Annotated in this window: 18 protein-coding genes and 1 rRNA gene; 15 read left to right on the forward strand and 4 right to left on the reverse strand. The window is 39.7% G+C overall.

Going from position 1 to position 17,903, the window contains the following annotated elements:
* Positions 1–7: 7 nt before the first annotated feature.
* The 10 genes from MMY79_RS19140 to MMY79_RS19185 all read left to right on the forward strand — a co-directional run bounded on the left by MMY79_RS19140 (position 8) and on the right by MMY79_RS19185 (position 9,481).
* Positions 8–754: a YciK family oxidoreductase gene (locus MMY79_RS19140; protein WP_004795498.1), complete on the forward strand. Its 747-nt coding sequence runs from the start codon at positions 8–10 to the stop codon at positions 752–754.
* 217 nt (positions 755–971) lie between these two features.
* Positions 972–1,385, forward strand: a complete 414-nt coding sequence (locus tag MMY79_RS19145; RefSeq protein ID WP_016139688.1) for an RcnB family protein — start codon at positions 972–974, stop codon at positions 1,383–1,385.
* Between the two features lie 241 nt (positions 1,386–1,626).
* Complete coding sequence (locus tag MMY79_RS19150) at positions 1,627–1,956, forward strand: RcnB family protein (protein WP_016139689.1); 330 nt, start codon at positions 1,627–1,629, stop codon at positions 1,954–1,956.
* Between the two features lie 120 nt (positions 1,957–2,076).
* Complete coding sequence (argA, locus tag MMY79_RS19155) at positions 2,077–3,432, forward strand: amino-acid N-acetyltransferase (RefSeq protein ID WP_252611014.1); 1,356 nt, start codon at positions 2,077–2,079, stop codon at positions 3,430–3,432.
* 334 nt (positions 3,433–3,766) lie between these two features.
* Positions 3,767–4,735, forward strand: coding sequence for a sulfonate ABC transporter substrate-binding protein (locus tag MMY79_RS19160; RefSeq protein WP_252611016.1), 969 nt, complete (start codon positions 3,767–3,769; stop codon positions 4,733–4,735).
* Positions 4,736–4,807: 72 nt separating this feature from the next.
* Positions 4,808–5,791 (forward strand): sulfonate ABC transporter substrate-binding protein, encoded by a 984-nt coding sequence (locus MMY79_RS19165; RefSeq protein WP_252611018.1) that lies wholly within the window; start codon positions 4,808–4,810, stop codon positions 5,789–5,791.
* A 26-nt stretch (positions 5,792–5,817) separates the two neighbouring features.
* Positions 5,818–6,993: an FMNH2-dependent alkanesulfonate monooxygenase gene (gene ssuD, locus MMY79_RS19170; RefSeq protein WP_252611020.1), complete on the forward strand. Its 1,176-nt coding sequence runs from the start codon at positions 5,818–5,820 to the stop codon at positions 6,991–6,993.
* Positions 6,990–7,787: an aliphatic sulfonate ABC transporter permease SsuC gene (gene ssuC / locus MMY79_RS19175; RefSeq protein ID WP_252611022.1), complete on the forward strand. Its 798-nt coding sequence runs from the start codon at positions 6,990–6,992 to the stop codon at positions 7,785–7,787. The genes ssuD and ssuC overlap by 4 nt, the downstream gene beginning before the upstream one ends.
* A 13-nt stretch (positions 7,788–7,800) precedes the next feature.
* A complete protein-coding gene (locus MMY79_RS19180) occupies positions 7,801–8,601 on the forward strand; it encodes an ATP-binding cassette domain-containing protein (protein ID WP_252611024.1) in 801 nt (266 codons plus the stop codon).
* Between the two features lie 259 nt (positions 8,602–8,860).
* Positions 8,861–9,481 (forward strand): TetR family transcriptional regulator C-terminal domain-containing protein, encoded by a 621-nt coding sequence (locus MMY79_RS19185; protein WP_003655809.1) that lies wholly within the window; start codon positions 8,861–8,863, stop codon positions 9,479–9,481.
* Positions 9,482–9,517: 36 nt separating this feature from the next.
* Here MMY79_RS19185 and MMY79_RS19190 read toward each other — a convergent pair whose 3' ends face one another.
* Positions 9,518–10,084, reverse strand: coding sequence for a 5'-nucleosidase (locus MMY79_RS19190; protein WP_252611026.1), 567 nt, complete (start codon positions 10,082–10,084; stop codon positions 9,518–9,520).
* Between the two features lie 80 nt (positions 10,085–10,164).
* Positions 10,165–11,298, reverse strand: coding sequence for a TDT family transporter (locus MMY79_RS19195; protein WP_252611028.1), 1,134 nt, complete (start codon positions 11,296–11,298; stop codon positions 10,165–10,167).
* 207 nt (positions 11,299–11,505) lie between these two features.
* Here MMY79_RS19195 and ribF point away from each other — a divergent pair, with 207 nt between their 5' ends.
* The 5 genes from ribF (at position 11,506) to MMY79_RS19220 (ending at position 17,090) form a co-directional block, all read left to right on the forward strand.
* Entirely contained in the window at positions 11,506–12,507 is a 1,002-nt protein-coding gene (ribF, locus tag MMY79_RS19200) for a bifunctional riboflavin kinase/FAD synthetase (protein WP_252611030.1), read from the forward strand.
* 61 nt (positions 12,508–12,568) lie between these two features.
* Entirely contained in the window at positions 12,569–15,406 is a 2,838-nt protein-coding gene (gene ileS, locus MMY79_RS19205; RefSeq protein WP_252611032.1) for an isoleucine--tRNA ligase, read from the forward strand.
* Positions 15,399–15,929, forward strand: coding sequence for a signal peptidase II (gene lspA / locus MMY79_RS19210; RefSeq protein ID WP_003655819.1), 531 nt, complete (start codon positions 15,399–15,401; stop codon positions 15,927–15,929). The genes ileS and lspA overlap by 8 nt, the downstream gene beginning before the upstream one ends.
* 1 nt (position 15,930) lies before the next feature.
* A complete protein-coding gene (locus MMY79_RS19215; RefSeq protein WP_252611034.1) occupies positions 15,931–16,413 on the forward strand; it encodes a peptidylprolyl isomerase in 483 nt (160 codons plus the stop codon).
* A 134-nt stretch (positions 16,414–16,547) separates the two neighbouring features.
* Positions 16,548–17,090 carry an NAD(P)H-dependent oxidoreductase gene (locus tag MMY79_RS19220; protein WP_252611036.1) on the forward strand — a complete coding sequence of 181 codons (543 nt, stop codon included), beginning with the start codon at positions 16,548–16,550 and terminating at the stop codon, positions 17,088–17,090.
* A gap of 40 nt (positions 17,091–17,130) precedes the next feature.
* On the opposite strand, the gene MMY79_RS19225 is transcribed toward MMY79_RS19220, so the two are convergent.
* Positions 17,131–17,442, reverse strand: a complete 312-nt coding sequence (locus tag MMY79_RS19225) for an ankyrin repeat domain-containing protein (RefSeq protein WP_252611038.1) — start codon at positions 17,440–17,442, stop codon at positions 17,131–17,133.
* Between the two features lie 199 nt (positions 17,443–17,641).
* Positions 17,642–17,756, reverse strand: a 5S ribosomal RNA gene (gene rrf / locus MMY79_RS19230).
* Positions 17,757–17,903: the final 147 nt, after the last annotated feature.

The raw sequence follows: 17,903 nt of genomic DNA on the forward strand, positions 1-17,903 counted from the left end.
TTTACCAATGAAATATTCAGAATACCAACCTCGTCCGGATCTACTCAAAGATCGAATTATTTTAATCACCGGTGCTGGCGATGGAATTGGGCGAGCTGCCGCTCTGACTTATGCCCTACATGGTGCAACCGTTGTACTGCATGGTAGAACCTTAAATAAACTTGAAGTTATTTATGATGAAATTGAAAGCCTGGGTGCACCGCAACCAGCGATTTTACCATTACAACTTTCAAGTGCTTCTGACCGTGATTATGACTTTTTAGTCGATACGCTCGAAAAGCAGTTTGGACGCCTAGACGGTATTTTGCATAATGCAGGTATTTTAGGTGAACGCGTAGAGCTAGCACATTATCCAACCGAAACTTGGGATGATGTCATGGCGGTTAACCTACGCGCGCCTTTTGCTTTGACTCAAGCCTTATTACCACTTTTGCAAAAATCAGAAAATGCCTCTGTCGTATTTACCAGCTCGGGTGTAGGCCGTGAAGCACGTGCTTTATGGGGCGCATATTCTGTCTCAAAAATTGCAATTGAAGCGGTGAGCAAAATTTTTGCGGCGGAACATACTTATCCTAATATCCGTTTTAACTGCATTAATCCAGGTGCAACGCGTACTGCAATGCGTGCTAAAGCCTATCCACAAGAAGATCCGAAAACACTACCTACACCAGAGTCGATCTTGCCTGCTTATCTCTATTTAATGGGTGAAGATAGCTTGGCGCTCAATGGTCAAAGTATCGATGCACAGGATTAAAAAGTTAAAGATGAAAAGCTAAATTAAATTACGGCCAATCATCAAATCTGGCTTGCCTATACCTGAAAAGATATATCCAAGCCTTTTTTATTATTGATAAAAATTCTTGATCTATCCGTAATTTTAATTGAACCATTAAATGATCTTCACAGTTTCTCTGCATTTTGCGCGTAGAGTATTCAACATGAGAGACATCAGATGTAAACGAGGATGCATCATGAAAAAGTTGTTCACAATCTTAACCCTTTCCATAGCCGTACTCACCACAAGTATGGCGAGCTTTGCTGATCCTCCTTTTGACAGAGGCCATGGCCCCAAAGGTCCTAAAGGTGGAGGACCACGCGGTGAATGGAACGATCGTGGGCCAGGATTTGGACGTGATCATGATGAAGATCGTGTCCGTGACGAACGTCGTATGCGCGAAGAACGTGGTTTTGAACGGCTTAAACAGCATCGCTGGCAGCCTGGCTATGTTATGCCACAGCACTATCGTGGCAATGGCTATAAAGTTGACTATAAAGACAGTAACTTGCCAAGACCAGACCGAAACCAACAATGGTACAAAATCAACAATGACTATATTTTAGTCGACACTGATTCTAATAGCATTGTGAGTATTCGTGGTTTTTAAAGCGATAGAACCTCGCTATCGCTGAGCGAAAAGGATAAAGCCTTGTGGTTTTATCCTTTTTTTATTGCTTAAATATTTTAAAAATAAAGAGATTTTTTATATTCTAATATTTCATATTTTCTTAATTTCTTCTTATTTCATCGTTAGTTTTCACATTTATTCTTCGTAGCCTCCACGATTTATCTGTAATTGTTCACTAATCTTTAGTTATTGAAATTTAATTCATCACTCGAGGTTTACAATGAAAAAATTAACAACAGCGATTGTCCTTTCACTTAGTGGTTTAGTTGCAACAACAGCAATGGCAGCACCAAACGATCATAACCACCATGGCAACTACCAAAACCATGAAGTAAAAACCGTTAAAGTAATTAAAAAAGACGACCATCGTAATGTGTGGCGAGCAGGTCAGGTTGTACCCCATGAATATCAACACTCACGTTACGTGATTGACTATCGTCAGCATCAAAAATTAACTAAGCCGGGTCGCTACCAAAAATGGTACAAGGTGAATGGAAATTACGTGTTGGTAAATGAACAAAGCCATAAAATCATTAGAGTAGTTCACTAATTTAAAAAAATTTAAACACCCAAACTTAGATTTGGGTGTTTTTTTATCTAAAACATGCGGCTTTAATCTTTTTTGTTTAGAATCATCTTTATATCTTTTTGCTGTTGATTCGAGATCGGTATGCCAAGCAAGTCTTTAGAAAAGTCGCATAATAACCCCCAGCATTATGTACACTGGTTTCGACACTCAGCACCCTACATTAATGCTCACCGCGATAAAACATTCGTATTGATGTTTGGTGGTGAAGCAGTCCGTCATCCTAACTTCGAACATATCATTCATGATATTGCGTTACTTCACTCTCTTGGTATTCGCTTAATTCTCGTGCACGGCGCACGTCCGCAAATTAATCAAAATCTTAAGGAAAAAGGAATTGAAACCCCTTTTTATGACAACAGCCGTATTACTACACGCGAATCTTTAAGCTGTGTCATGAGTGCCGTAGGCTCTATTCGTCTAGAAATTGAAGCATTGCTTTCTATGGGCTTAGCAAACTCACCGATGTACGGTGCTCGAATAGATGTCGTATCGGGTAATTTTGTGACTGCTAAACCTTATGGCATTCGTGATGGCATGGATTTCCAGCTTACAGGTGAAGTTCGTTCAATAGATACCGATGCAATTGAACGACACCTCGATAATCATAATATTGTTCTACTGGGGCCAACAGGTTATTCCACTACAGGCGAAGTCTTTAACTTGCGGGCGGAAGAAGTTGCGACAAAAACTGCAACTTATTTAAAAGCAGATAAACTCATTTTTCTTGGAGAGCAACAAGGTCTTCTGAATGAAGATGAACAAATATTACGTGAGTTAAGCCCACATCAATTAGACTACTATATTCAACAATACCAAACCATCAGTCCAACACTCACTTTGCATTTGCAACAAGCAAAAAAAGCGTCTTTATCAGGTGTACACCGCGTTCATCTTATTTCCTATGCCTATGATGGCGCCCTTCTCGAAGAGTTATTTACTCGAGATGGTATAGGAACCATGATTACCGATGCGCATTATGAAGAAGTTCGCATGGCCCATATTAAAGATGTGGGTGGTTTAATGAATTTATTACGTCCTTTAGAAGAAGAAGGTATCTTGGTTTATCGTTCACGTGAACGTCTGGAGCAAGAAATCAGCCAGTTCGCTGTCATTGAACGCGACGGTATGATTTTAGCGTGTGCTGCGCTGTATCCAATTCCGACTGAATTTAACGAAACTCGTTCTGCAGAAATTGCCTGCGTTGCAGTACATCCAAGTTATCGTAAATCAAACCGTGGTAGCCAAATTTTGCAATTTCTTGAAGAAAAAGCCAAAGAACAAGGTATTCGTCAATTATTCGTTTTAACAACACGTACTGCTCACTGGTTTTTAGAACATGGTTTTCATCAGGTCAGTGTGGATGAGTTACCGAATGCCCGTCAGGCACTTTATAACTACCAAAGGAATTCTTTAGTCTTTAAGAAACTACTTCCCTAGCCTTTGCTCTTTTTAAGATATTCTTATTTCAGATAAGCTTAGTTAAAAAAGTACATCCATAAACACTATTAATTTATGGTTGTACTTTTTTTAAATCTCTATTTTTTAATGTTTTAATATTTTTTATTTTATTTACATGAGCTTACCCGCAATTCATTAAATATATTTCTATTAGATAAATCACTTTTTTGCATAAGTTTATAGCCTATTGTTTTTAGCTTTTTTTTGCATAAATAAAGACCGAATACTTATTTTTTCTGAAATAAAAATCCCTTTAGGGTATCTGCTCATCCAATTATTTTTTCTTTTTCTCTTTCGGGGAGCACGAAATCTCATGGCACTTTTCAACACCACTTCATGGGCAAAATATTCAGTCATCGCAGCCAGCCTTGCTGGAGTGATGATGTTAAGTGGTTGTGCCAAAAAAGAGGAACAGGCCACCACAACTTTAAATATTGGCTATCAAAAATATGGCATTCTTCCTATTTTAAAGGCTCGTGGTGACCTAGAAAAAGTACTAAAAGAACAGGGCGTGCAAGTAAAATGGGTTGAGTTTCCTGCTGGACCTCAATTGCTTGAAGGCTTAAATGTAGGGAGCGTTTCACTCGGTGAAGCAGGTGAAGCACCACCCATCTTTGCTCAGGCTGCCAATCCCAATTTAGTCTATGTCGCAAACCAACCTGCTGCACCCAAAGCTGAAGCACTATTGGTACAAAAAGACTCTCCAATCCACTCTATTCAAGATTTAAAAGGCAAGCGTGTTGCTCTTAATAAAGGTTCGAATGTTCATTACCTATTATTAAAAGTTCTAGAAGCCAACAACTTAAACTTAAGTGATATTCAACCTGTTTATTTACCGCCATCAGACGCTCGTGCAGCTTTTGAAAAAGGTGCAGTAGATGCATGGGTCATTTGGGATCCGTTCTTTGCAGCAGCTGAACATCAAATTCAAGCTCGAGTTTTAGCGACTGGTGAAAACTTGGTAAGCAATCATCAGTTCTATCTAGCTGACCGTAAATTTGCAGAAAATAATCCAAAAGTTCTGAGCACAGTTGTGCAAACCCTTAACCAGACAACTGAATGGGTGAGTTCACATCAGGATGAAGCTGCGAAACTACTCGAAAAACCTACAGCACTTGAGTTTGATGTACTCAAAACTTCCATTTCACGTATGGGTTTTGGAGTTCAGCCAATCTCTGACAAGGTGGCACAAGAACAACAACAAGTAGCTGATGCCTTTTATGCGCAAAAGCTCATTCCTAACAAGCTCACCATTCAAGATGCCATTCTAAAACTGAAATAAACCCAGCTTGGGCACAGCTTAAATAATCATATAAATGCTGTGCCTGACCTCAAGGGGAACAAGGATATCAATATGCAACATCAGTCATTATTTAATAAGAGTCAGTGGGCACAATTAGCTAAACGCATCAGCGCAGTCACTGTATTAGGCTTAACAATCGCAGCACCAGCTTGGGCAATTGACCCAACGGTGAAAGAGCTTCGTATCGGTTTTCAAAAAAGTTCAATTAATTTTGCGATTGCCAAACAGCAAAAATTATTTGAACAAGAATTCCCAAATGCCAAAATCTCTTGGAATGAGTTCCCTGCTGGCCCACAAATTTTAGAAGCTTTAGCCGTCGGTTCCCTTGATGTCGGAGTTACTGGGGATACTCCTCCAGTCTACGCTCAAGCAGCTGGTAAGCCTTTATATTACATTGCCTATGAAGCAGCTAAACCATTGGCATCGGCAATTTTAGTTCCTAAAAACTCGCAGCTCAAACAACTTAAAGATCTTAAAGGCAAACGCATCGCGCTGCAAAAAGGTTCGAGTTCACATTACTTACTTGTACAAGCCATACGTAAAGCAGGTCTAAACTGGAGCGACATTACTCCAATCTGGCTTACTCCTGCCGATGCTCGCGCAGCATTTCAAAAAGGTGCTGTTGATGCATGGGCAATTTGGGACCCTTACTTCGCTTCAGCACAACTAGAAGATCAAGCTCGTATTCTTGCATCAGGTAAAGGCTTAAGCCCGAACTATACATTTTATTTAGCCGCTCCAGACTTTGTTAAACAACATCCGAAAGCTGTTTCTGGACTCATCAAACAAATCAATCAAGCTGACAAATGGGTTCAAAGCCATCAAACAGAAACGGCAACAGCCATTGGCCAAAGCACAGGACTAAAGCCTGCGACCAGTGACTTATTTATTAAACGCCGTCCTCGTCCTTCATCAGCCGCTCCGCTGAACAGCAAAGTGATTGCTGAGCAGCAGCAACTCGCAGACATCTTTACTCAACAAGGCATCATTCCAAAACCAATCAGCATCAAACAAGCTGTTTGGATTGCCAAGTAATTTCAATAGACATATAGGTAATGCACATGAAAATTTTCTGGTTTATTCCTACCCACGGTGATAGTCGCTATTTAGGTACAAGTAAAGGTGCTCGTCAGGTTGACCATGCCTATATGAAGCAAATTGCTGTGGCAGTAGATAATTTAGGTTATGAAGGTGTACTTATTCCAACAGGTCGTTCATGTGAAGATCCTTGGATTACGGCGGCTAGCCTGATTGATGCAACTCAGCACCTTAAGTTTTTAGTCGCGTTACGTCCAGGTGTAACAACACCTGCATTGGCAGCTCGCATGGCTGCAACATTTGATCGCTTGTCGAATGGTCGCGTGTTACTCAACCTAGTGACTGGTGGTGATGAAGCTGAACTGCGCGGCGATGGTTTATATGAAGATCACTCGACCCGTTATCAAACTGCCAATGAATATGTAAAAATCTGGCGTGAAATTTTGACACGCTCACATACAGGTGAAGCATTTACCTTTCACGGCGAACGCTTACAAGTGGACGATGCAAAACTGCTTTATCCACCTGTGCAAAAGCCTTATCCACCACTTTGGTTCGGTGGCTCTTCAGACGTCGCTGTCGATCTTGCAGCTGAGCAAGTGGATACTTATCTCACTTGGGGTGAACCCCCAGCAGCAGTCAAACAAAAGATCGAACATGTTCGTGCCAAAGCTGAGGCTAAAAGCCGTAAATTAACTTACGGCATTCGCTTACATGTGATTGTTCGCGAAACCAATGAACAAGCTTGGGCAGCAGCTAACGAACTTATCCAATATCTTGATGATGCAACTATTGCTGCGGCACAGAAAAAATTTGCGCAGATGGACTCTGTAGGTCAACAGCGTATGGCAGCTCTTCACGGCGGTAATCGAGACAAACTTGAAGTATCTCCAAACCTTTGGGCGGGTATTGGTTTAGTCCGTGGTGGCGCTGGTACAGCACTTGTAGGTGATCCAGAAACAGTCGCTGCCCGCATTCAGGAATATGCTGATTTAGGTATTGATACCTTTATTTTCTCTGGCTATCCGCATCTTGAAGAGTCTATCCGGTTTGCAGAATTAGTATTTCCACTACTACCAATCGAAACTCGCGCCAAACTTGCTCAACCTAATTTAACCGGCCCATTCGGTGAAATTATTGCTAACAACTATGTTCCAGACGAGAAGAAGCAAAATGATTCCGTCAAGGAGCCTGCATGAGTAAAGATGAAAGTATTGTTTCACGTGGAACAAAACAAATCGGGCAGCATTTGCTGCCTTGGATTTTCCCAATTGTTCTTTTGGTTGTTTGGCAAATTGCCTCAAGTTCAGGTCTTTTAGAAAGTCGCATTTTACCAGCACCGACTGCCGTCGTTTCTGCTTTTTGGCACTTACTCGTTAGTGGAGAATTATGGCATCACGTTAAGGTAAGTGCTGGTCGCGCTTTGCTTGGACTTTTGGTGGGTGGTGGCTTAGGTTTACTCTTAGGTTTACTTAATGGCTCTTCACGCTTCGCCTCTACCCTGCTCGATACAACCTTGCAAATGATTCGCAACATTCCCGCATTAGCACTTATTCCACTCGTAATCTTATGGTTCGGTATTGATGAAACAGCGAAATTATTCTTGGTCGCAGTAGGCGTTTTCTTTCCAATTTATATCAATACCTATCACGGTATTCGATCAGTTGACCCTCAATTGATTGAGATGGGCAAAAGCTACGGACTCTCACGTTGGCAGCTCTACAAAGAAATTATTCTTCCAGGTGCAATGCCTTCTATTTTAGTGGGTCTACGTTTTGCTTTAGGTTTGGTTTGGGTATTGCTCATTGTCGCTGAAACCATTTCGGCTCAAGCAGGTATTGGTTATATGACCATGAATGCACGTGAATTTTTACAAACAGATGTCGTTCTGGTCGGTATTCTTCTTTACGCCTTACTAGGCAAACTGGCAGATGTTTTAGCACAACTTTTAGAACGCTATTTACTACGTTGGCACTCTGGATATCAGAAATAAGGGAGCTTAGAACATGACAAATCTGAATTTAAATATTAATCAAAATGAAGTGCAGCTCATTCCTGAAAGTCCAGCAGAATCACAAGAACCGACATTAGGTGCAGAGATTCTGATTGAGCAACTTTATAAATTCTATGGCGAGGTAAAGGTCCTTGAAGATCTTGACCTACACATTCAGCCAGGTGAGTTTTTAGCAATTGTTGGTCGAAGTGGCTGTGGCAAAAGTACGTTACTACGTTTAATTGCTCAACTTGAAAAAGCCAGTTTTGGGGAAATCAAATTCAAATCTGCCCGACATTTGCGTGAAGGCATTACTAACGATGATATTCGAGTAATGTTCCAAGACCCACGCCTACTTCCTTGGAGAAATATCCTTCAAAATGTTCAACTGGGTTTACCTAAAGCCCAACATTCTTTAGCGGAAGAATTACTGGAAAAAGTCGGTTTAAAAGAAAAATCTGGGCAATGGCCTTCACAACTCTCAGGTGGACAACGTCAGCGTACAGCCCTAGCACGTGCATTATCTCATACACCACGTATTTTGTTGTTAGATGAACCTTTAGGTGCATTAGATGCCCTAACTCGTCTTGAGATGCAAAGCTTGATTGAGCGCTTGTGGAAAGAGCAAGGTTTTACTGCCATTTTAGTCACACACGATGTAAGTGAAGCAGTACAATTAGCTGACCGTATTATCTTATTAGATAAGGGGCAAATTGCTCAAAGTTTCCAAGTTAATTTGCCACGTCCTCGTAAAAAAAGTATTAGTTTTTCCCAACTTGAGCAACAAGTACTCGATGCGGTTTTGGCAACTTAGGGTTGTGATGAATAATGAGAACTGTTTAACCGAAAAACACCCAATTTACGAGCAATAAAACTGCTGTTTTATTGCTCTTTTTTAGGGCGAAATTTAAAAAATATTTTTAAGAATAACAATAAACTAGTGAATCTCACTATTTTTTGCACAATAGTATATCTATTACGCAAATAACTAGCCGTTTTTTGATTAAAAAAGCAAGACACCTGTGCACAAATCAAACAATTTCCCTTACAATGGGAATATTATTTTTTTAATTATGCAGCAGATGGAACAAAAAAAGAGTACCCAAAAGCGCAATCAGCTTCTTGCTGCCGCCCTTGACGTATTTTCAGTCTATGGGTTCACTGGCGCAAGTCTGGATGAAATTGCCCAACTCGCCGACATGCATAAGTCGAATATTTTCTATTACTACGAAAATAAAGAGTCTTTATATGTAGAAGTGCTCACAACTGTTTTACAAAAATGGTTGGCTCCCTTACAAACTTTAGAATCTGAATTAGAACCAGCCGAAGCCTTATCTCACTATTTAATACAAAAAATCGAACTGTCTCGTAGCCAACCGAAAGCATCTAGATTGTTTGCATTAGAAATCATTCAAGGCGCTCCGCATATTTTACCTATACTCAAAGGGCCATTAAAAAAACTATTTAAGCGCAAAGCTAAAGTCATTCAGACGTGGCAGGAAGAAGGGAAAATTTCACCAGATATCGACCCAGAATTATTAATTTTAAATATTTGGGGCCTTACGCAAAACTACGCAGATTTTGCAACCCAAATGGAAATGGTGACCGGAAAAACACTTCGTAACCGAAGCATGTTCCAACGCTCAATTGAGCATACAGTCCACCTGATGCTCTACGGCGTATTGCCTCGTTAAAACAAAAAAAAGATCGGCAAATTTGCCGATCTTTTTTTAGAAGTGATTTTGATAAAGAGCCAAAAGTTTTTGAGCACCTAATAATAAATTTTCTTCCCAATCCACATGTGCCGTGTCATCTGCCCCATCAGTAATATACTTCACCGAAATCAGGCGTACACCTAACTTATGGCAGACTTTGGCCAAGGCATAGCCTTCCATATCCACCACATCACAAGCTACTTTTGGCTGACCCGTTTCAAATGAATCACCAGTTCCACAAATTGCTTTTGGTAAATCAGTAAAATGCGAATGAAGATGAATCTCTGCTGCCAAGTGATCATCTAATGGCGTTACACCTACTTCAAACCCTAAGGGTGAAACATCCATATCACGTTGTACAAAAGTCTTCACCTCGACTAAATCATGTCGATTAAATGCAGAGCTTCCAGCTGTACCCAAGTTAATTAAAGTTTTACATCCTGTTTTTTGAATAACCTCAAATGCTTTAAAGGCAGCATTAATCTTACCTATACCACTGTAATGGACTTCAACACCTGCTTGTTCAAACAAACCTTTAGATTCATTAGGAAGCGCCATAATTAAAGCAATATCGGTATTCATTCAAAAAGCTCAAATCAAAATTAAATAAATTAGAAAATAAGTATAAATCAGGTGCAAAAGCTTTTTGCACCTTTTCATCATTACTGCATTTTTTGTTGTAAGGCGATTAAGCAAGGAGAGAAAAACAGTTGGCCGCTATATGCGCCTGCTAGCGTTTTCTTCATTACCACGCCCCACATTGTTAATAATAAAAGACTCAATGCCACAGCAACATATTGTAAAAATACGATTTCAACCTGATGCCCTAAATTAAATAGCGCCAAAATAAATACGCCTAATGGAAAAGTTAACCCCCACCAACCTAAGTTGAATGGAATACCTGTCTTTGCGTGACGAAGCGTTGTTAAAATCGCAAGACCCAACCACCATAACCCGAAGCCTAAAAGCACCAGACTGCCTACAATTCCTAAAGCTTGAAAGACATTCGCAAATTGGTGAAATCCTACATTTGGCGCTACTCTTTGGGCTTGCTCACCTAGTAACAACAAACCTAATGCACCAGTACCAATCGGGCCTAAAGAAAGCCAGCTAGAAATTGCGACTTCTTTTTCAGGTAATTGATGCAAAGCCATACGCAACATTAGAATTGTCAAAATAGCAAACGCTGGTAAAACAGAAATTCCCCAAAGTACGTAGCCAGCCATTAATAAATGAAAGCTATGCAAATCTGCTGGTAAATGAGCGACTAACATGCCTGCTGAACTTGCTGCTACTTCACAGGCAACCACTGGTAATAACCAGATTGCGGTCATCGTATGTAGCTGATGGTTCTGACGGCTAAACATACAAAACGGTACGATCCACGCAATTGCTAGCGCTAAAAAGACATCGATGTACCATAAAGCTTGAGCAATATGTATCGCAACTTCACCGTAAAGCCCAATACCGAAGCTTAAAAAGCCATTCAATATTGTAGCGAGCCCCATTGGGATAGCGCCTAAAAACAAGCTCATATTTGGATGGTTAAATATTTGCTTCGCTTCATGAGGGAAAAGAAACCATCGCAATAAATAGAGAGCAGAAAAAACGCTAAATAAAACAATATTAAATTGCCATAACAAAGTTGCTAACGTGAATAAAAACGATTGAGCAAATGGAAGCTGAATTAAAATCATACTGACCACACCAGTACCCATAGTCGCTGTAAACCAATTTGGGGTAAAATGTCGTATAACATCTTTGCTATGATTTAATTGGTAAAAAGGTTTTTTCATCTTAATTCTCTAATCAAAGAGTGGATAAAGATATAGTAGAGCAAACTCTTAATAAGAAAAATTGATTTATTTTTATTTAATTCATCAGTATTTTAGATATAAAGATATTCATATTGAAAAATAACTGAGTAAAAACACAACAACAAGACGAATCTGTGAGATTATGGCAATATATAGCCCTTGCAAAAATAGCCATATTTTAAGTTCATGAAACTGCTTCGTCTTAATGCGTTATCGCCCAATTTTCAGTTACCTCAAACAGCGGTAACTATTGGTAATTTTGATGGTGTCCATTTAGGTCACCAAGCGATGATTGCTCAACTCAAAAAAATTGCTGCAGCACAAGGCTTAAAAACATTGGTTATGATTTTTGAGCCACAACCTCTTGAATTCTTTAAGGGCTACGATGCTCCTCCTCGTATCAATTCACTACGGGAAAAAGTTGAATATCTAGCCGAGCTTGGGGTTGATTACATTGCAGTTGCTAAATTTGATGAGCATTTCCGTAGCCTGAGTGCATCTGCCTTTGCAGACTTATTAAAAGATAAATTAAACGCGCAAACTTTGGTTTTAGGAGATGACTTTCATTTCGGCAAAGACCGTCAAGGCAACAGCGAATTTTTAAAAGATTACGGATTTGGGGTCACAAATCTACATACGATTGAACTCGAAGGTGAACGCGTAAGTTCAACTCGTGTTCGCCAAGTTCTTCAGGCAGGAAATCTTGCCTTAGCAGCTAAATTATTAGGCCGTCCTTATAGTATTACCGGACGTGTCCAATATGGCGACCAAATTGGCCGAACTCTGGATTTTCCAACCATTAACGTTCGCCTCAACCGCCACAAGCCGTGTTTAAATGGGATTTATGGTGTTGAAGTCATTTGTGAAACAACTTCACTCACTCAAAAAGTGCGTCAAGATACACCTGAAAAACCGGGAATTGCCGGATATCATGAAAACAGCCTATATGGCGCGGGGCATGTCGGTACACGTCCAGCCATTCAGCAAGAACATCCAGAGTGGAGATTAGAAGTACATTTCCCTGATGTTTCTGCTAATCTGTATGGCTTATTTATGCGGGTGACTTTCCTTCACTATCTTCATGGTGAATTGAACTACCCTTCGCTTGAGGCACTTAAGGCAGGAATTGATAATGACGTGCAGCAGTTACGACAATACCGTAACGACACGACACAATTTCCTTTTTAATTCGAATTTTGATTGTAAAACATGTCGGCTCCCAAGCTGATTAAACTGGATGAAAACTTGCATGAGCGATAAGCAAACTCCTGAGAATGCAGTGGACTACAAAGCCACGCTAAACCTGCCAGATACTCAATTTGCAATGAAAGCAAATTTGGCAGTACGTGAAGTGAAATGGTTAGAAGAGTGGTATACCGACAACATTTATCAGCAGATTCGTGAATCGCGTATTGGCAAGAAAAAATATATTTTGCATGATGGCCCTCCATATGCGAACGGTACAATTCACTTAGGTCACGCAGTCAATAAAGTACTCAAAGACGTGATTGTAAAAAGCCGTACTTTGGCAGGTTTCGATGCACCTTATGTTCCGGGTTGGGACTGTCATGGCTTGCCAATCGAGCTAAAAGTTGAAGAAAAAGTAGGTAAAGTTGGCGAAAAAGTTGACGCAGCTACTTTCCGTAAGCTTTGCCGTGAATATGCTCTAAAACAAATTGATTTACAGCGTACTGACTTTAAACGTCTTGGTATTTTAGGTGACTGGGATAATCCTTATCTCACCATGAACTATAAACAAGAAGCCGATATTGTTCGTACTTTAGGCTTAATCCAGAAAAATGGTCATATCCAGCCGGGCTTAAAGCCAGTGAACTGGTGTATGGACTGTGGTTCAGCACTTGCTGAAGCTGAAGTTGAATATGAAGATAAAAAATCTGACGCAATTGACGTTGGATTTGGCGTTGTAGATCTCAAAGATTTAAGTACTCGTTTAAATGTAGAAGTTCAAGACTCAACAGATATCGTGATCTGGACGACTACACCGTGGACATTACCTGCTAACCAAGCCGTTGCTTTGCATGCCGAAATTGAATATCAATTGGTACAAGTAACTACTGAGCGTGGCAAGCAAAACTTCATTCTTGCTAAAGACTTAGTTACTTCAGCAATTGAACGTTATAAACTTGAAAATCCAGTAGTTTTAGCAGACTTTACTGGCAACAAACTTGAAAATCTTACCTTACAACATCCTTTACTCACTGATCGTCAAGTTCCAGTGATTTTAGGTGAGCACGTTATCGCAACGAGCGGTACAGGTGCAGTACATACAGCGCCTGGCCATGGTGCAGACGACTATAAAGTAGGTCTTCAATACAACCTTACAGTAGATAATCCAGTCGGTGGTAACGGTGTTTATTTACCAACTGCTCCAATCTATGCTGGTGAGCACATCTATAAAGCCAACCCAAAGATTATCGAAGCTTTAGGTGCTGTAGGTCGTTTATGGGCTCATCAACCAATTAAACACAGCTACCCACACTGCTGGCGCCACAAAACTCCTATTATTTTCCGTGCTACACCACAATGGTTCATTAACATGGATCAAAAAGGTTTACGTGAAGGTGCGCTTAACGCGATTGAAAATGATATCGAGTTTGTACCGAATTGGGGTAAAAACCGTATTGAATCAATGATTGAAGGTCGTCCGGACTGGTGTATCTCACGTCAACGTACTTGGGGTGTTCCAATTCCTTTCTTCGTTCATAAAGATACGAACGAATTACACCCTCGTACACCTGAACTTATCGAAGAAGTTGCTCAACTGATCGAACAAGAAGGTATCGAAGCATGGTTCAAACGTGACGCGAAAGACTTCATTGGTGAAGACGCTGCACAATATAACGCTATTCGCGATACGCTAGATGTATGGTTCGACTCTGGTACAACGCATTATGCTGTACTTGAGCAACGTGAAGAATTAGAAAGTCCTGCAGATTTATATTTAGAAGGTTCAGACCAACACCGTGGCTGGTTCCAGTCTTCTTTATTAACATCTATGGCAATTCATAATCGTGCACCATATAAAGCCTTGTTAACACATGGTTTTACAGTGGATGAAAACGGTCGTAAATTGTCGAAATCTTTAGGCAACTACATTCCGCTTGAAGAAATCATTAAACAGCTTGGTGCTGATGGTTTACGTTTATATGTAGCTTCTAGTGACTATCGCTATGAAATCGCAGCATCTAAAGAAATCTTTAGCCGTGTAAGTGATAGCTATCGTCGTATTCGTAATACGCTACGTTTCTTGCTTGCTAACCTAAATGGTTTCAAACCGAGCACAGATGCTTTAGCTATCGATGACTTAATTGCTCTAGATCAATATATCTTGCAGCGTGCAAATGAAGTACAACAAACGATTATTACTGCCTATGAAGAAATGAACTTCCATGTGGTATGTAGTGCGTTAACAAGCTTCTGTATTAATGACTTAGGTGGTTTCTACCTAGACATTATCAAAGATCGTCAATACACCACTAAAGCAGATTCTCAGGCACGCCGTTCTGCACAAACAGCGCTTTATCATATTGTTCAAGCATTTATCCGTTGGATGAGCCCAATCTTAAGCTTTACTGCTCAAGAAGCATGGCCACTCATTCCAGAACAAACTGAAAAGTATGTATTTACTTCAGAATGGTATGACTTGCCTGTTTCATCAAAAGCAAACCTGCTTTCTGAAGAAGATTGGCAAACATTGATTAGCGTAAAATCTGCAGTAAATAAACAGATTGAAGCAGCTCGTAACGCTAAACTTGTCGGCAGTAATCTTTCAGCCAAAGTTGAACTTTGGGCAAATGAATCATTACAAACAGTTTTAAACCAACTGGCTGATGAACTCCGTTTTGTTCTTATTACTTCTCAAGTAGTAGTACATCCATTTGCTGAACAAGGTGAGGCAACTGAAATGGAAGGCTTACGTGTACAAATATCTGCAGCTGAAGGCGAAAAATGTGCACGTTGCTGGCATGTCCTTCCAGATGTAAATACACATGCCGATCATCCAGGTTTATGTGGTCGTTGTATTGTGAACGTCACTGGTCGTGGCGAAGTGAGAAAATATGCCTAATTCACAAGCTAAAAAAGGCTTATTCCAGTTTTATCCACACAACCTCATTTGGCTTGGACTTTCTGTCCTTGCCATTGTGTTGGATCAATGGACAAAATGGATTGCAAGTACGCATCTGAACTACGCAGATCCAGTGCCTGTGCTTCCATTTTTAAACTGGACACTATTACATAACTATGGTGCAGCCTTTAGCTTTTTATCTGATGCAGGAGGATGGCAACGCTATTTCTTCACATCTTTAGCAGGCTTAGTTTCAATCCTTTTTGTATTTTGGTTGCTTCGTATGCCTAAAAAAATGGTGGTGCTACCTGTAGCCATCGCTTTAATTTTAGGTGGAGCTTTAGGCAATTTAATTGACCGTATTACCCTAGGTTATGTAGTCGATTTTATTCATGTTTATTACCAAAATCATCACTTTCCAGCTTTTAATATTGCGGACAGTGCTATTACCTTAGGTACCATCTTGCTACTCATCGATACATTTTTCCTTGAGAAGCAACGCAACCAAAATTCGGATGCATAATATGACCGAAATTATCCAACCTAACGAAGAAATTCGTATTACAGACGGCTCTAAAGTCGATCTACACTTTTCTGTCGCTATTGAAAATGGTGTAGAAATTGATAATACACGTAACCGTGAAGAACCTGTTAGCTTGACTATTGGTGACGGAAATCTTTTACCAGGCTTTGAAAAAGCATTATTTGGTTTACGTGCTGGTGACCGTCGTACAGTACACCTTCCACCAGAAGATGCATTCGGTCCATGGAATCAGGAAAATATTCAAACTTTCGATACAGTTAAGTTTGAACAACGCCCTATTCCTGGTCACATGATCGAATTTGAAGATAAGGCAAAAACAACGTTATTTGGTGTAGTGAAGTCAGTTAATGATGACATTACAGAAATTGATTTTAATCATCCCTTAGCCGGAAAAAATATTACCTTTGAAGTAGAAATATTCAAGGTTACTCCTGAAGGCCAACAAGGTATTAAACTCATGTAAATAAAAAGCCCTCTCAATGAGGGCTTTTTATTATTTAATTTTTTTCATAACATAAGAATCCTTACAAATTCTATATTCTCAGCTACCCATATAATGAATTAAGTTATAAGTATAAAAATCCTTAGGAAAAATACATGCTGGTCTATATTGTCGTGGGAAGTGTTCGTGAAGGCCGTACAGCCATTAAAATTGCCAATTGGCTAAAATCAACAATTCCAACATTGAGTCTAAATGATTTCCAAACCGAAGTAGTTGATTTAAAAGAATGGGATTTACCTCTATTTTCAGGATCTCACCCACCCGCTACCGGAATTTATGATCAACCTAAACAACAAGAATGGGCAGATAAAATTGCCAAAGCTGATGCATTTATCTTTATTAGCCCCGAATATAACCATGGCTACAGTCCAGCTTTAAAAAATGCTCTGGACTATGTAGGTAAAGAATGGAGTAATAAACCAGCTGCATTTATTGGTTATGGTTCAACGAATGGTTCTCGCTCTATTAGCCAAATACGTCAAGTCACCTCAAGTTTAAGTATCATTGATCCCAACGCTGTAATAGAGATTCGGGATATATTTAAACGCAATAAAGATGAAAAATTCGAAGCTAATGAATTTGAAGTAAAAGGACTTCAATCAATTGTTGAGAAACTACAGAAATATCATTTATCTTAAATTTTAAAAGGCCTCTATAATCAAATTAAGAGGCCTTTTTTTATAAGCTTTTTAAATAATTTACTACGTCTATATTACCAGCCATTTCTGCAAGCTGTAGCGCTGTATATTCGCTTTTATAAGCGACTTGAGCACCTTTTCCTACCAAGAGTTTAACTATCTCTAAATGATCATTTTCAGCAGCTGCTTGCAAAGCACTATAGCCTTCATCATCTACCTGATTAGGATCTTGTCCTTCTAAAAGTAATTGCTCTACCTGATCTAAATCACCTAAAGAAGCCCAATAGACTAATTCAGGGAGAGAGAGTTCTTCATCATCCTCAGGTATTGAAGAGAAGGAATTAATTTTCACGTAAGCACCTAAAAATAACAAACTTCATCATTATTATATTCATAGAACAGACTTAGTATGCAAATCTGATTTTAAAACTTTAACTATGTAATTATTTATAGCACGAATCTTTCATAATATTTTCAGTTTTATTTTTCTCACTAATTCCGCGCACAAAAAAACACCCCCAACGATTAAGTAGGGGGTGTTTAGAATAATGAGCTGGCGATGACTTACTCTCACATGGGAAACCCCACACTACCATCAGCGCTAAGAGGTTTCACTTCTGAGTTCGGGAAGGGATCAGGTGGTTCACTCTTGCTATGGTCGCCAGCACAACTGGTATGGATACTTGCATTGGTCTTAATGTGCCGATGCGTTTTCCAAAACTTTACAGATGGGCTGATTGAATCTTACTTTATTTGTTCATTTTAGCTAAGCATATAACTAAATCAAGTTGCTTTGTACATTAATGAATCGAT

The organism is Acinetobacter sp. XS-4, assembly GCF_023920705.1.
In the GTDB taxonomy this organism is placed as follows: Bacteria; Pseudomonadota; Gammaproteobacteria; order Pseudomonadales; family Moraxellaceae; genus Acinetobacter.

Excerpts from the sequence above, each read along its gene's own strand:
- argA (WP_252611014.1), top strand. The coding sequence starts at position 2,077 with ATGCCAAGCAAGTCTTTAGAAAAGTCGCATAATAACCCCCAGCATTAT.
- MMY79_RS19215 (WP_252611034.1), top strand. The coding sequence starts at position 15,931 with ATGACCGAAATTATCCAACCTAACGAAGAAATTCGTATTACAGACGGC.
- MMY79_RS19220 (WP_252611036.1), top strand. The coding sequence starts at position 16,548 with ATGCTGGTCTATATTGTCGTGGGAAGTGTTCGTGAAGGCCGTACAGCC.
- ileS (WP_252611032.1), top strand. The coding sequence starts at position 12,569 with ATGAGCGATAAGCAAACTCCTGAGAATGCAGTGGACTACAAAGCCACG.
- MMY79_RS19190 (WP_252611026.1), bottom strand. The coding sequence starts at position 10,084 with ATGAATACCGATATTGCTTTAATTATGGCGCTTCCTAATGAATCTAAA.
- MMY79_RS19165 (WP_252611018.1), top strand. The coding sequence starts at position 4,808 with ATGCAACATCAGTCATTATTTAATAAGAGTCAGTGGGCACAATTAGCT.
- MMY79_RS19195 (WP_252611028.1), bottom strand. The coding sequence starts at position 11,298 with ATGAAAAAACCTTTTTACCAATTAAATCATAGCAAAGATGTTATACGA.
- ribF (WP_252611030.1), top strand. The coding sequence starts at position 11,506 with ATGAAACTGCTTCGTCTTAATGCGTTATCGCCCAATTTTCAGTTACCT.
- MMY79_RS19150 (WP_016139689.1), top strand. The coding sequence starts at position 1,627 with ATGAAAAAATTAACAACAGCGATTGTCCTTTCACTTAGTGGTTTAGTT.
- lspA (WP_003655819.1), top strand. The coding sequence starts at position 15,399 with ATGCCTAATTCACAAGCTAAAAAAGGCTTATTCCAGTTTTATCCACAC.
- MMY79_RS19180 (WP_252611024.1), top strand. The coding sequence starts at position 7,801 with ATGACAAATCTGAATTTAAATATTAATCAAAATGAAGTGCAGCTCATT.
- MMY79_RS19140 (WP_004795498.1), top strand. The coding sequence starts at position 8 with ATGAAATATTCAGAATACCAACCTCGTCCGGATCTACTCAAAGATCGA.
- ssuC (WP_252611022.1), top strand. The coding sequence starts at position 6,990 with ATGAGTAAAGATGAAAGTATTGTTTCACGTGGAACAAAACAAATCGGG.
- MMY79_RS19145 (WP_016139688.1), top strand. The coding sequence starts at position 972 with ATGAAAAAGTTGTTCACAATCTTAACCCTTTCCATAGCCGTACTCACC.
- MMY79_RS19160 (WP_252611016.1), top strand. The coding sequence starts at position 3,767 with ATGGCACTTTTCAACACCACTTCATGGGCAAAATATTCAGTCATCGCA.
- ssuD (WP_252611020.1), top strand. The coding sequence starts at position 5,818 with ATGAAAATTTTCTGGTTTATTCCTACCCACGGTGATAGTCGCTATTTA.
- MMY79_RS19185 (WP_003655809.1), top strand. The coding sequence starts at position 8,861 with ATGCAGCAGATGGAACAAAAAAAGAGTACCCAAAAGCGCAATCAGCTT.